Genomic DNA, 13330 nt, shown 5'->3' on the forward strand with positions numbered 1-13330 from the left:
GCCACCCAGCGACAGCACCAGTCCCGCCAGGCCCAGCCCGTCCGGGCGCTCGCCGAACAGCGAAAGCGTCATCAACAGCGTCACCGCCGGGGTCAGCGCGATCAGCGCCGAGGTCGGGGTCACCCCGAAGCGCCCCAGGCACGCCACGAAGAAGCCGTAGCCACCGAAGGTGGCCAGCACCACCAGCCAGCCAATGGTCAGCCAGGCGTCCAGCGTCGCCGGAGGCAGCGCCGGCAGGCCTGGTTCGAGCATCACCGCCGCCAGCATGAACACCAGCGTTGCCGCGCTCAGCTGCAGCGCCAGGCGGGTGATCAGTGACAGCGGCACCACACCGCCATTCTCCTCGCCGGGCCTGGCGGTCGCCGGCGGCGTCAGGATGCTGCCGATCGATACCGCGGCGACCGCGACCAGCGGCAGCAGGTAGGCCCACCAGGGGGCGCCGCCGACGCTGCGCATGTCGCCAGCGATCATCGCCATAGCGCCGAGCGTCGCTACCCCCATGCCCCACCATTGTGCGCTGTCGCTGCGCTCCTTGAGCAGGTGCCGTGCCAGCAGGGCCGCCGCCAGCGGCTGCAGCGCGCCGATCAGCGCCGCCACCGAGGCGCTCACACCTTCGGCCACCGCCACCAGCATCGTCAGCAGGTAGACGCCCACCGTCAGACCACCGGTGAGCAACTCGTGGCCTGCCTGGCGCCAGCTCGGGCGATGCCCCGGATGGCCCAGACGACAGACCACCAGCGCCCAGGCCAGCAGGGTCGCCAGGGCAAAGCGCCAGGCGTAGAGCCCCATCACCGGCACGTCCAGGTCCACCGCCATGCGACTGCCGACGAAACCGCTGCTCCAGCAGACCACGAAGCCCGTGGCGACCATCAGGGCACCCGAGTGCTTGCCCAGCTGCCGGGGAAGCTGGTGTAGCAGGGGGATCAGGCGGGGTAGCAGCGTCTGCATGGGGCCTCCTTGAGCACGGGTGGATGACGGCAGCGCTGGATAGAGGAAGCGCTGGATGAGCAGTCTGCCGTGGTGCTAGCCTTTCGAGTAGCGAAACGTTTTTCACGCTGACTTAAATAATATTGAAGTCTTCGGGTAGGGTGGTCTGGCGCCATAGGGGGGAGCAACGATGACCGAGAACACGGGAGCGGCGCTGGATCTGGAGGCGCTGCGCAGCTTTGTGACGGTGGCCCAGCAGGGCAGTCTGGCGGCGGCGGCGGAGTTGCGACACCGCACCGTCAGTGCCTTGAGCATGCAGATCAAGCGCCTCGAGCAGCGTCTCGACGCGCGCCTGCTGATCCGTGGGCCACGCGGAGTGTCGCCGTCGCCGGCCGGCGAGGCCTTGCTGCAGGAGGCGCGTGAGCTGCTGCGCCAGCACGACGGCCTGGTGGCGCGACTGACCGGACAGGGACTCAGCGGGCGGGTGCGCTTCGGCATGCCGGAGGGCTACGCCCCGCATCTGGTCGAGCAGGTGCTGCCTGACTTTCTGGCCAGCCACCCCAATGTGCTGCTGGAGGCGGTCACGGCGCCCAGCGGAGAGCTGGCCCGGCGCCTGGAGCGCGGTGAGCTGTCGCTGGCGGTAGCGCTGGACCGTCCGCATCAGCTGACCAATGGCGAAACGCTGTGGCAGACCTCGCCGGTGTGGGCGGCGTCTCGTGAGTTTCGCATCGCCGACGAGGCGCCGTTGCCGCTGGCGCTGCATCCGCTGGACTGCCCATTCCGATCGCTCGGGGTCGAGGCCCTGGAGAGTCAGGGGCGCGACTGGTACGCGGTCTTCACCAGTACCAGCATCCATGCGGTGGAAAAGGCCGTGGAAGTCGGCCTGGCCGTGAGCATCCTCGATCGCCAGCGGCTGACGCCGCGCATGCGCGTGCTGGATGAGGCCGAGGGGCTGCCCCACCTGGGTACCAGCGACGCCTGCCTGTACTTCAGCCGGCGCATCGCCGCAGCCTCATGGCCGGCGGTGGAAGCCCTGGCTGGGCTCTTGCGCCAGCGTCTGAGCGGTGCAGGCCCCTGGGCTGCGAATAGCCGCGAGGCCAGGCCGCTGGCACTGGGGTGAGATGAACGAGAGCGGTGAGACGCAGGGAGCGGTGCGACGAACAGGAGCCAACGCCTTGGGGCAAGGTTGACCAGAAGCCTCGATGGCCAGAAAAAAGAAAACCGCTCCCGGGGGAGCGGTGAAAGGACCGTGACTAGCAATGAGGAGGAGAAACCAGATAGCGACTGGCAATGTCTGGTATCTGGTGTCGGCGGCTCATCAACGCCGACAACCTCAGCGTAAATCATTCTCATTTTCTTCGTCAAGCGTAACGAGAATATTTTTTATTAAGGCGGTGTGTCCGCTCACACTCGCTGGCTTTCTGCCAAGGGGAACGCATGCGAGGGGCGGCGCCAAGACAGCAGGCGAAACCGGGCGGAGGCTCGGGATGGCGGAATCAAGCGGTGGCAGGACGTCGTGGGCAACGAGGCGAAGGAGCGCTGGCCGCGGGACCGAACCAAGCGGCCATGAAAAAGCCGCTTCCAGAGGGAAGCGGCGAAAGGACCGTGACTAGCAATGAGGAGGAGAAACCAGATAGCGACTGGCAATGTCTGGTATCTGGCGCCGGCGACTCATCAACGCCGACAACCTCAGCGTAAATCATTCTCATTTGTTTCGTCAACACAAACGAGAATCTTTTTTAATAAAGCCTCGCCTGGCCCCTCAGGTCAGCTGCATCCACAGCGGCAGGCTGATCATCGCCGCCAGGGTCTGGGCGGTGATCAGTCCGGCCATCAGCTCAGCGTCTCCGCCCAGCTGGCGTGCCAGAATATAGGCGGAGGTGGCGGTGGGCAGGGCGGCGTACAGCAGCGCCACATCCTGGCTGACAGGGTCGAGGCCCAGCAACCACGCCAGCACCAGCACCAGCGCCGGCATCAGCACCAGCTTGACCAGGCTCGAGACCCACAGGCCAAGATCGCGCCTCAGCAGGGCCTGGGGTCGCAGTGCCACCCCTACGGCCACCAGCCCCAGCGGCAGCGCCGCTCGTCCCAGCAGCTCCAGGGTTCCCGCCGACCAGCCCGGCAGGCCGACCCCCGAGAGATTGAGCCCGATGCCGATCAGGCAGGCGAGGATCAGCGGGTTCTGGGCCAGGGCGAGCAGTGAGCGCCACAGACCCGAGCGGCCGAGGGTGCCCGCGGCGATAAAGGTCAGCACGCACAGCACATTGACCGTGGGAATCATCAGCGCCAGGGCCACCGCTGCCACCGTGGCGCCCTGGGGACCGTGCAGCGCAGCGGCGCCGGCGACGCCGACATAGGTGTTGAAGCGCACCGCGCCCTGGAAGACAGAGGTAAAGGCGGCGGCGTCGAGATTCAAACGGGGCTTGAGCCACCACAGCAGGGCGGAGAGCACCAGCATGGTGCCCAGCAGCACCAGGGCGAGCCTGGCCACCGGTACCTGGCTGATGTCCGCCCTGGCCAGGGTCGCCACCAGCATGGCGGGAAACAGCAGAAAGTAGATCAGGCGCTCCATGCGCGCCCAGAAGTCCCCGCCGGGGATGCGTCCGACACCCAGCACGGCGCCAAGCAGGATAAGCAGAAAAAGCGGGCCCAGGGCCGCAGTGATGGAGGCCATGTACGTTCCTTGTCCGGGCGAGGCCGGTGGCAGAATAGTGCGCCGTCGAGCGTGAGCAAGCGCGCGTTGACGGCTGCGACATTGTCGCGCAGGGGGCGTCGGAGTTTTGCTGATAAGCTTACCCTACGCCCATTCCCTTTGGAGGCCGCCCTCCGACATGCATTCGCGCCAGTCCCCAGCCTCGCGCGGCGCCCGTCGTCCTCGGCTTCGCCTGCTGATCACAGTAACCGTGGTCACCTTGCTGATCGCCCTATGGTACCTGCTGCGCTACGAGCTTGGCGATCACCAGGAGACGACCTGGTATCCGGCCGCGCCCGGCTGCGATCTGCACCAGGGGCCCTGCGGCGTCGGCCTCGAGGAGGATGAGCGGCTGACCCTGGCGATCCCGGTGGAGGGCGACATTCGCCCGCTGGAGTCGTTGCCCCTCGAAGTGCGCGTCGACGGCGTGGAAGCGCAGAACGTACGGGTGGTGTTCGAAGGGGTCGGCATGGACATGGGCGAGCATCGTTTCCACCTCGACGCCGTGCAAGGCGGCGAACCGGGCCGCTTTCAGGGGGTGGGACAGCTCGGCATCTGCACCCGTGAGCGCATGACCTGGCGTGCCCGGGTCAGCTTCGATGCGCCGCGTGGGCGTCTCGGAAGTACCTTCGATCTGGACGTGGAGCGAAGCCTGCCATGACCCGACGGCAACGACAGCAGCAACGACGACACGGCTTCGATCGACGGACCCTGGGGCTGGTCCTGGCGGCGGTGGTGATGCTGGCGGCGGCCCTGTTGTGGACCTTCAAGCCCTGGCAGCCTGCCGAGCAGGACGGGCTGGTCGCTGGTGAGATACGCCTGGCGTCGACCGTGGGCGACTTTGCGCTGAGTGATCTCGATGATGACCAGCTGGCGGTGATCTTCTTCGGCTACACCTGGTGTCCCGACGTCTGCCCCATGAGCCTGGCGGTGGTGCGCCAGGCGCGCCAGGCACTGCCCGAAGAGCAGCGTCGGCGGGTGGTGCCGTTGATGATTTCGGTGGACCCCGAGCGTGACACCCTGGAGCGGTTGTCGGAGTACCTTGAGGCCTTCGGCGACGACTTCATCGGCGCCACCGGTAGCCAGGCCGAGCTTGCCGATATCGGCAAGCGCTACGACGTCGTCTGGCGCAAGGTCGAGACGCCGGAATCCGCCGTGGAGTATCTGGTGGATCACTCGGCCTCGCTCTATCTGGTGGACGCCAGCGGCGAAATCATCGAGCGGGTATTGCACGCCCCGACCCCGGGGCCGCTCTCGGCGGCGCTGGATCGGGCGTTGAACTAACTTCCTGCCAAGCCTAGGCCTCTAGGCAAGCAGGCGCCTCAGGGCGCCTGCTGTAGCCTGTCGAGGGCGCTCAACCTGCCCGCGCTCTTGGCAAATCCCTTGCCACGCCTCAGGGCGCTTCCTGCAGTCTATCGACCATTTGCATCAGGGCGCTGACCTGACGGCCGTCCCGGCTGTCATGCAAAGGGTCGCGCTGCCAGGTACTCTCGCTGAACCCCCACCAGTCCCAGCATCCCTTGGGATTGGCCAGGCTGGCCTCGGCCTGGGGGTAGAGCACCACCAGGTCGTTGCTCTCGGCGTAACGGTTCAGGCCGCTTGCCCGAGTGAATGGCGTCGCCGCGCCTTCATCGTCATCCACGCCCATCTGGCAGCCATGCAGCGCCACCACCAGTGCGCAGTCGCCGCTCTCGCACTGCTTCGGCAGATAGACAAAGCCGGTGTCGGCGAGTCCCTTGGCGTCGAACTCGCTCTGGTCGAAGGCCAGCAGGCGCTGGTCGTCGGCCTCGCCGGCGGGCGCCAGATCGTCCCACCACCAGCCCAGCGCCTCGCCGGCCAGGTCCAGGCCGCAGTCGAGCAGGAAGGGCGCACCGCCCTCTTCGCAGTCGGCCAGGTCCGCCTCGCCAGCGGCGTCCAGCGCCGGCCAGCCGTGCCCCGCGCCGTCCTGAAACACCGCCTTCAGTTGATCATCGTCGGCGAGCCAGTCACGCCATTGTCGAGCGGCGGCGTGTCCGACGTCGGGATCGATGGTGCCATCGTCCTCACCGTGCCAGAGATACACCTTGAGGTCGTCGAGCGATTCAGCGCTACCCGCGCGATCAAGCTCGCGGTAGTCCGCAAGGCGGCTGTCGATCGCCGCCAGGTCGGGGTCGCCAAGGCGAGTGAACATGCACTGACCCAGCGCCACTCCCAGCTCGCCCCGGGCACAGCCCCAGGGGCCGGCGGCGACCAGCCCGAGCGCATCGAAGCGCTCGGGCCAGGCCACCGCCAGCTGCGCGGCCATGTAGCCGCCGGACGAGACACCGATGGTGGCCAGACGGTCCTTCGAGAGACCCAGCGCGGGCAGGGCGTCGGGGGAGTCGGCCGTGGCCTGAGGTGCCAGCACGAAAAACGCCAGCCCCGCGAGGAGGCTGGCGTTGGCACGACTAAGGTGAGTCATCGACTCAGCCTTCGTCGCTGGGGTTCACGTCAAGCAGCTCGACCTTGAAGATCAGGGTCTCGTTGGGGCCGATGGGGCCCTGGCCACGCGCGCCGTAGCCCAGCTCCGGCGGAATCACGACTTCCCAGGTGTCGCCCACGTTCATCATCTTCAGGGCTTCCTGCCAGCCCTCGATGACCTGGCCCACCTGGAAGGATACCGGCTCGCCGCGCTCGTAGGAGCTGTCGAACACGGTGCCATCGATCAGCTTGCCTTCGTAGTTGACCTGCACGGTGTCGCCGGCCTCGGGGGAGGCGCCGTCACCTTCCTCGAGCTCCTTGTACTGCAGTCCGGAGTCAGTAGTGGTGACGCCGTCCTTGTCGGCGTTTTCGGCCATGTAGGCCTCGCCTTCCTGCTTGTTGGCGTCCGCCTGCTGGGCCATCTCTTCGGCACGTTGCTGCTGTTCTTCAGCGCGCTTGGCCATGGCCTCTTCCTGGAACTTGGTCAGGGCGGCGGCGATCTCCTCGTCGGTCATGTCGAGGCCGTCGTCGGCGAACACGTCCTTGATCGCCTCGCTGAAGGCATCCGTGTCGAGGTCTTCCACGTCTTGCTTGATGCTCTGGCCCAGGGTCACACCCAGGCTGTAGCTAAGCTTTTCCTGGTCGCTCTCGGGGGCGGAGAAGGCCATGGGAGCGGCGCCCAGCAGGGCGATCAGGGAGGCGGAAGTCAGCAGTGTCTTCATGGAAATCCTTGGCTGGCGCGTTGGCCGTAGTGTGAATGTCGTTGTTGTGACTGTAACAGGGGCAAAAGGGTTCCGCACCCGCCGCGCGTTACCCCCTACGAGGCAGGCCCGGGCATGACCCGGGCCTGTGGTTGCGGCTGCGTCTGTGCTAGCCGTGATGAGTGTGGCGCTAGACCACCAGGGTCGGACACTGCGCCGACCCCGACACCCGCTGGGCGACACTGCCCAGGATCAGGCTGGCGTCGCCGTTGGTGCCCTGGGCGCCGATCACGATCAGGTCGCACTCGCGCTTGCGAGCGAAGCGCACGATAGTGCGCGAGGGGCGGCCTCCCTTGACGAAGGCGCGCACCTTTTCCAGCGGCACCCCCAGTTCCACCGCGTGGTTCTTGGCGTGCACGGCGATCTCCGAGGCGTACTCCTTGAGGGCATCGTCGGGCAGGTCCAGCTTGTCCGGGCGAACCATCGACAGGGAGGCCTCGAGCAGACTGTGGTGCTTGAACACGCATAGGATGTAGAGCTCGGCGCCGGTCAGGTACTGCAGCCCCACGGCCTTCTCCAGCGCCTTGAGGGCGCCCTTGGAGCCGTCCACCGCCACCAGGATTCGATTGAACATCGGTCTCTCCTCAAGCTTGGTCTCCGCGCAGCTGACAGACGCCGCCTAGCGGAAGGCGACGTCGCGCAGGAACAACGCAATCTGCGGGAACATGATCAGCAGAGCCGCGGCCAGGATCAGCAGGAACACGAACGGAGGTGTGCCCTTGATCACGTCCAGATAGGGCCGCTTGAAGATCGCGATGGCGGTGAAGATGTCGCAGCCGAAGGGTGGCGTCGCCGAGCCGATGGCCACTTGCAGGGTGATCAGGATACCCACCAGTACCGGGTCGAGTCCGGTGGCCTCGATGGCCGGCGCGAAGATCGGCGTCAGCACCAGGATGACCACGATTGGGTCGACGAACATGCAGGCGACGAAGAAGGCGATGCAGATGGCGATCAGCACGCCCGTGGGACCCGCTTCGTTGATCCCGGCCGCCTCGAGCATGGCCTGCGGGATCTGGGCGAAGGAGATGATCCACGAGAAGCCGTTGCCCACGGCGACCAGGATGAACACCACTGCGGTGATCAGGCCGGTGGACTTGGCGATGGCGTAGATGTCGTTCATCTTCAGCGATCGGAACACCACGAACTCCAGCAGCACCGCATAGAGCACGCAGGCCGCGGCGGCCTCGGTGGGGCTGAAGATGCCGCCGTAGATGCCGCCGACGATGATCACCGGGAAGCCCAGCGGCCACAGCGCCTGACGCACCGCGGAGAGACGCTCGCTCCAGGACGCCTTGGGCTCGGTGGGGACGTCGCGGATCACCGCGTAGAGCACGCAGTAGATGGAGAACATCAGCAGGATCAGCAGGCCTGGCCCGATGCCGGCGATGAACAGCTCGCCGATGGAGGTGCCCGAGATCACGCCATAGATGATCATGCCGATGCTGGGCGGGATCAGAAAGGCGATGTCACTCGAGTTGATGATCAACGCCAGGGTGAAGGAGTCGGAGTAGCCGGCCTTGAGCATGCGCGGGCGCAGCGGCGAGCCCACCGCTACCACGGTGGCCTGGGTCGAGCCGGACACGGCGCCGAACAGGGTGCAGGAGGCCGCGGTGGATACCGCCAGGCCGCCCTTCACGTGGCCGATGAAGGCCATGACCATGTTGATCAGGCGCTCTGCCGACTGGCCGCGGGTCATGATGTCGGCGGCGAGGATGAACATCGGCACGGCGATCAGCGAGGCCGGCCGGATGCCCGCCATCATCTGCTGGATCAGCGTGTCCATCTGGTCCAGGCCGTTGAACATCATGAAGAAACCGATGACCGCCGCGGTGATCAGCGGGATCATCATGGGGAAGCCCAGCAACAGCAGGGCGATCATGGTGGTGACCATTATGGTTGTCATTGGGGCTGTCCTCCTGCTGCCACCGTCGCGTCACTCATACTTCGGTCTCCGTATCCTTGTAGCCATCCAGCACGCCGGTCGACAGGTAGACGTCGCGGGAGGTCAGGTTCTTGATGGCGGTGAGCAGGTACTGAATACCGGTGATCAGAAAGCCCAGCGGTACCCACAGGTAGATCCAGAAGATCGGGATGCCAAGGGCGGGCAGAATGCGTCCCTTGTCATACAGGTCGACGATGTAGATCACCGAGTAGTACAGCAGGAAGAACATCACCAGAGAGGTAAACAGGGAGATGAAGATCATCAATGCCTTGCGGCCACCTACCGGCAGGGCATCGTAGATCGCCGACATGCGAATATGGCGCCCGTGGCGCGCCGCATAGCCGATACCGGCAAAGGTGATCATGATGATCAGAATGCGGTTGATCTCGCCGCTGAAGAAGATGCTCTCGCCGAGCACGAAGCGGCCAACGACGTTGGCGATGGTATTGGCCGCCATCAGCAGCACACCCACTGCAAGAATGATGGCTTCCAGCTTGCTGATCCACGTATCGATGGTGCCCAGAAAACCAGGCAACCCCGAGTGGTAGTGCTGTTCGGATTCTTCTTCGGTCATGATGGGATCCTTGGTCGGGAATTCCGGGAGAAACGCACGTACCTGTATCGCAGCGTACGCCCTCTGGGTCGCGGTTCGCAGCCATCTGGTCAACGCTGGATGCACGCAGCGCGCCTGGCGTGGCGGCGACTGTCGGGTCGCTATTCAGGGCTCTGGAAACACAAAAGGGGCAGCCGGGTAGGGCTGCCCCTTTCGGGAGCGATGGCTCAGACGAGGATTACTCCTCGCCGGACTGAACCGCTTCCAGGTCAGCCTTGAACTGGTCGAGCAGTTCCTGACCGCCTTCACCGGTCATCTCGATGAACTTCTCCTCGACCTGCGGAGCGCGATCCTTGAAGGCCTGGATCTGTTCGTCGTCCAGGCGAGTCACGGTGACCTCGTCAGACGCTTCCTGGATCTTGCCGAGTGCTTCTTCGGCGAGGCCCTGGATGTGCTCGATGGTGGTGTCGTAGGCGGAGTCGGTGGCGTCCTGGACGAGTTGCTTGTCCTCGTCGGACAGGCCGTCATAGAAGTCCTGGTTGGCCATCATGGCGGTGGTGAACCAGCCGTGGCCGGTGAAGGTCAGGTTCGGGGAGACCTCGTACAGACCGCCGGACTCGATCCAGAAGATCGGGTTTTCCTGACCGTCGATGATGCCGGTCTGCAGACCGCCGTAGACCTCACCCCAGGGCAGCGGCGTGGGGGTCGCGCCGAAGGCGTCGTAGGTCTCCGCCAGCAGCGGGTTGGTCATGGTGCGGATCTTCTTGTTGTCGAAGTCCTCCGGCGAGGTGATCGGCTCGTCGGCGGTGACCACCATTTCCCCTTCCGGGTACATCTGCATCAGCTTCAGCCCGTGCTCGGCGTAGAGCTCGGGGAACATCTCGTTGATCGCCTTGCTCTCGTCGAAGAACTTCAGCACGGTTTCTTCGTCGGTGGGCAGCAGGTAGGGAATGAAGAAGATCTGGGCTTCGGGAATCAGCGCGCCGGTGAAGCCGGGAGACTGGTTGACGAACTGCAGGATGCCGTTCTGGGTCTGCTCCATGATGTCGTCGGATTCGCCCAGTTCGCCGAAGCGGTAGACCTGGACGGAATGGTCGGAATTCTCCTCGACGTACTGCTTGAACGCCTGGGCAAAGACGTCCTGGACATCGCCCTCGTACTCTTCGTGGGCGTAGCGCCAGTTGTCGGCCATGGCGGTGGAGGAAAGGCCCAGCATCAGGGCGCCGATGCTGGCGGTGGTCAGCAGCTGTGTTGCCTTCATTCTTGTGGTTCCTCTGCAGGTGTTGGAGCTATGGGCGGATCGCGCTCGCCTGTTGTATTGCTTCGTGTCTCGCTTCGGAATCTCGGACCTTGTGCTATTGGCGCGAACAAGATCGATCATGCAAAAAATGCAGGAATTCTCATGCAGTTAACGTCAGGCTAGCGCGCTGCCGGAAGAGGGTCAAGCTGGCTTTCCACGCTTCTTATGGCCATAAGTTGCGTTTTTTTCTGCCGTTGTTGGCTAGAAAGCAGCACATTTTCTAGACCTTGGAGTCTGGCGGGTATCGGCGAGAAAGCCAGTTCGTTCAGGCTAATTTTCATGAGCATCTGCAGGCATTGTTGCTCGGCTTCGAGCTCCGCCTGCTTGATCCGCGAGCGAACGCTCGCCACCTGCGGGTCGGCTTGCGCCTGGGGCTTCAGATCCCTGCGCAGTCGGCGCAGAGGCTGGGTGACCTCGCGCTGCCAGGCGGCGACCTGCGACGGCAGTGCACCGGCCTGGGCGCCCTGTTGATACAGCCAGCAACGCCACAGCAGTTCACACACATCCCAGCCGTGCTCATCCTGCAGCGTCAGGCAGGCTTGCTCGACGCCTGGCCGGGCATAGATTGCCAGGGCGAAGTCCCATAGCGGCGAAGTCGCCAGGCGAGGGCGCAGGCGAGCGGTGAATTCGGTAGAATCGGGGTCCAAGACGATATCCTTCTTTTATTAGAGAAGCTCGCGGGTGCCCGGCCCGGCGGGCTCATCCCGATGGAGCCGTGATGATTGCACTGCGCCAAGTAACCTTGCAACGCGGCGCCGAGCCGTTGTTCGAGGGTGCCGACCTGACCCTGCACGCCGGCCACAAGGCCGGTATCGTGGGCCCCAATGGCGCCGGCAAGTCCAGTCTGTTTGGCCTGATCCTCGGCGAGATCGGCGCCGACAAGGGCGCGGTCGAGATGAGTGGCGGCCAGCGCATTGCCCATATGGCGCAGGAAGTCGAGGCGCTGTCTCGCCCCATCATCGAGTACGTGCTCGACGGGGATGCGGAACTAAGGCGTACCGAGGCTGCCCTCGCCTCTGCCCAGGCCGACGGTGACCACCACCGTGAGGCCGAACTTCACGGCGCCATCGAGGCGCTGGACGGCTACAGCGCGCCAGCCCGCGCGGCCCAGTTGCTGGTCGGGCTGGGCTTCGCCCAGCACGATCTGGACAAGCCGCTGTCGGCGTTCTCCGGTGGTTGGCGCATGCGAGCCAACCTGGCGCGTACCCTGTTCATGCCCTCCGACGTGCTGCTGCTCGACGAGCCGACCAACCACCTGGACCTGGACGCGCTGCTGTGGCTAGAGCAGTGGCTGACGCGCTATCCCGGCACCCTGTTGCTGATCTCCCACGACCGCGACTTTCTCGATGCGGTGTGTGACCACATCGTGCACTTCGATCGTCGCAGCCTGGTGCTCTATCGGGGCAACTACACCACCTTCGAGCGGACTCGGGCCGAGAAGCTGGCGCTGCAGCAGGCCCAGGCCGAGAAGCAGCAGGCGCGTCGCGAGGAAATCGAGAAGTTTGTCGCCCGCTTTCGCTACAAGGCGACCAAGGCGCGCCAGGCCCAGAGCCGACTGAAGATGCTCGAGCGCATGGGCGACATCGCCCTGGCCCACGTCGATTCCCCCTTTCACTTTACCCTGCCGGCGGCGGACAAGACGTCTCATCCGCTGCTGGTGATCGATGACGCCAGCCTGGGCTATCGTCGCGAGGACGGCAGCGAGCGCACCCAGCTGTCCGACGTGAAGCTGACTCTGCTGCCGGGACAGCGCATCGGTCTGCTCGGTCCCAATGGCGCGGGCAAGTCGACCCTGATCAAGTCGCTGACCGGCGATCTGCCGTTGCTCTCTGGCCGTCGGGTGCCCGGCGAGCACCTGGCGGTGGGCTACTTCGCCCAGCACCAGCTCGAAGGGCTCGATCTCAAGGCGACCCCCTTCACCCACGTGCAGCGCCTGTCGCCCCAGGCCGCCGAAAGCGATATCCGCAACTTCCTGGGTGGCTTCGGCTTTCCGGGAGACGACGTGTTTGCCCGGGTCGAGCTGTTCTCCGGCGGCGAGAAGGCACGCCTGGCGCTGGCCCTGATTGCCTGGCAGAAGCCCAACCTGCTGCTCCTCGACGAGCCGACCAACCACCTGGACCTGGAGATGCGCGAGGCGCTGACCGAGGCGTTGGCGTCGTTCGAAGGGACGGTGATCGTGGTATCCCACGACCGCCACCTGCTCAAGGCCACCGTCGACGAGTTCTGGAAGGTCGCCGACCATCGGGTCGAACCCTTCGATGGCGACCTGGAGGATTACCGGGCCTGGCTCAAGTCACGCCTGGAAAGCGATCGTCGCGCGGCCAGGGAAGACAAGGCCGACAGGGCCGAGGCTGGCCAGGCCGCCCCGCGGGAGGATCGCAAGGCCTCGCGCCGCGCCGCCGCCGAGCTGCGCGAGAAGCTCAGGCCCTTGAAGCGCGAGCGGGACAAGGCCGAAAAGGCCATGGAGAAGGTCCAGGCTGAACTCGGCGAGGTGGAAGCGCAGCTCGGCGACGCTGAGCTCTACACTGACGCGGCGCGCAAGCAGGAACTGACCGACTGTCTGGCGCGCCAGGGCGAGCTCAAGGCGCGCCTCGAGGAGCTGGAGGCCGACTGGCTCGCCGCCGAAGAGGCGCTCGAGGAAATGAACGAGGCGCTGTCGGGCTGAGCCACGCTCGGTTCGATAGCGCCTCGGGTCGCTGGGTCGCCCGATAGCCGG

At 65.4% G+C, this 13330-nt stretch carries 13 protein-coding genes; 4 read left to right on the forward strand and 9 right to left on the reverse strand.

The genetic code is table 11. From position 1 onward, the window contains the following. A partial coding sequence (locus NH448_RS14965; RefSeq protein WP_253028946.1) for a DMT family transporter occupies positions 1–948 on the reverse strand: 948 nt, incomplete at its 3' end. 169 nt (positions 949–1117) lie between these two features. Between NH448_RS14965 and NH448_RS14970 the strand changes: the two genes are divergently transcribed. After that, positions 1118–2047 carry a LysR substrate-binding domain-containing protein gene (locus tag NH448_RS14970; protein WP_222516218.1) on the forward strand — a complete coding sequence of 310 codons (930 nt, stop codon included), beginning with the start codon at positions 1118–1120 and terminating at the stop codon, positions 2045–2047. A gap of 642 nt (positions 2048–2689) precedes the next feature. On the opposite strand, the gene NH448_RS14975 is transcribed toward NH448_RS14970, so the two are convergent. Beyond that, on the reverse strand, positions 2690–3601 hold the full coding sequence (locus tag NH448_RS14975) for an AEC family transporter (protein WP_253028947.1): 912 nt from the start codon (positions 3599–3601) through the stop codon (positions 2690–2692). Positions 3602–3758: 157 nt separating this feature from the next. On the opposite strand from NH448_RS14975, the gene NH448_RS14980 reads away from it, so the two are divergent. Both NH448_RS14980 and NH448_RS14985 read left to right on the forward strand, forming a co-directional pair. After that, positions 3759–4280: a hypothetical protein gene (locus tag NH448_RS14980; protein WP_124805042.1), complete on the forward strand. Its 522-nt coding sequence runs from the start codon at positions 3759–3761 to the stop codon at positions 4278–4280. After that, on the forward strand, positions 4277–4903 hold the full coding sequence (locus NH448_RS14985; protein WP_253028948.1) for an SCO family protein: 627 nt from the start codon (positions 4277–4279) through the stop codon (positions 4901–4903). Before NH448_RS14980 ends, NH448_RS14985 begins: the two co-directional genes overlap by 4 nt. A gap of 109 nt (positions 4904–5012) precedes the next feature. On the opposite strand, the gene NH448_RS14990 is transcribed toward NH448_RS14985, so the two are convergent. The 7 genes from NH448_RS14990 to NH448_RS15020 all read right to left on the reverse strand — a co-directional run bounded on the left by NH448_RS14990 (position 5013) and on the right by NH448_RS15020 (position 11261). Further along, positions 5013–6059, reverse strand: coding sequence for a PHB depolymerase family esterase (locus NH448_RS14990; protein ID WP_253028949.1), 1047 nt, complete (start codon positions 6057–6059; stop codon positions 5013–5015). Positions 6060–6063: 4 nt separating this feature from the next. Then, positions 6064–6780, reverse strand: coding sequence for an FKBP-type peptidyl-prolyl cis-trans isomerase (locus tag NH448_RS14995; RefSeq protein WP_045993921.1), 717 nt, complete (start codon positions 6778–6780; stop codon positions 6064–6066). Positions 6781–6949: 169 nt separating this feature from the next. Continuing rightward, the gene (locus tag NH448_RS15000; protein WP_045993922.1) at positions 6950–7393 is read right to left on the reverse strand and encodes a universal stress protein; all 444 of its coding nucleotides are present in this window, start codon (positions 7391–7393) and stop codon (positions 6950–6952) included. 45 nt (positions 7394–7438) lie between these two features. After that, positions 7439–8722, reverse strand: coding sequence for a TRAP transporter large permease (locus NH448_RS15005; protein ID WP_045993923.1), 1284 nt, complete (start codon positions 8720–8722; stop codon positions 7439–7441). Between the two features lie 34 nt (positions 8723–8756). After that, positions 8757–9335, reverse strand: coding sequence for a TRAP transporter small permease (locus NH448_RS15010; RefSeq protein ID WP_045993924.1), 579 nt, complete (start codon positions 9333–9335; stop codon positions 8757–8759). A 217-nt stretch (positions 9336–9552) separates the two neighbouring features. Continuing rightward, positions 9553–10575 carry a TRAP transporter substrate-binding protein DctP gene (gene dctP / locus NH448_RS15015; protein ID WP_108131873.1) on the reverse strand — a complete coding sequence of 341 codons (1023 nt, stop codon included), beginning with the start codon at positions 10573–10575 and terminating at the stop codon, positions 9553–9555. A gap of 158 nt (positions 10576–10733) precedes the next feature. Continuing rightward, positions 10734–11261, reverse strand: coding sequence for a TIGR02444 family protein (locus NH448_RS15020; RefSeq protein ID WP_253028950.1), 528 nt, complete (start codon positions 11259–11261; stop codon positions 10734–10736). Between the two features lie 71 nt (positions 11262–11332). On the opposite strand from NH448_RS15020, the gene NH448_RS15025 reads away from it, so the two are divergent. Continuing rightward, complete coding sequence (locus NH448_RS15025) at positions 11333–13279, forward strand: ATP-binding cassette domain-containing protein (protein ID WP_253028951.1); 1947 nt, start codon at positions 11333–11335, stop codon at positions 13277–13279. The last annotated feature ends 51 nt before the right edge of the window (positions 13280–13330 follow it).

The organism is Halomonas sp. OfavH-34-E (genome assembly GCF_024124525.1).
Lineage (GTDB): Bacteria > Pseudomonadota > Gammaproteobacteria > Pseudomonadales > Halomonadaceae > Halomonas > Halomonas litopenaei.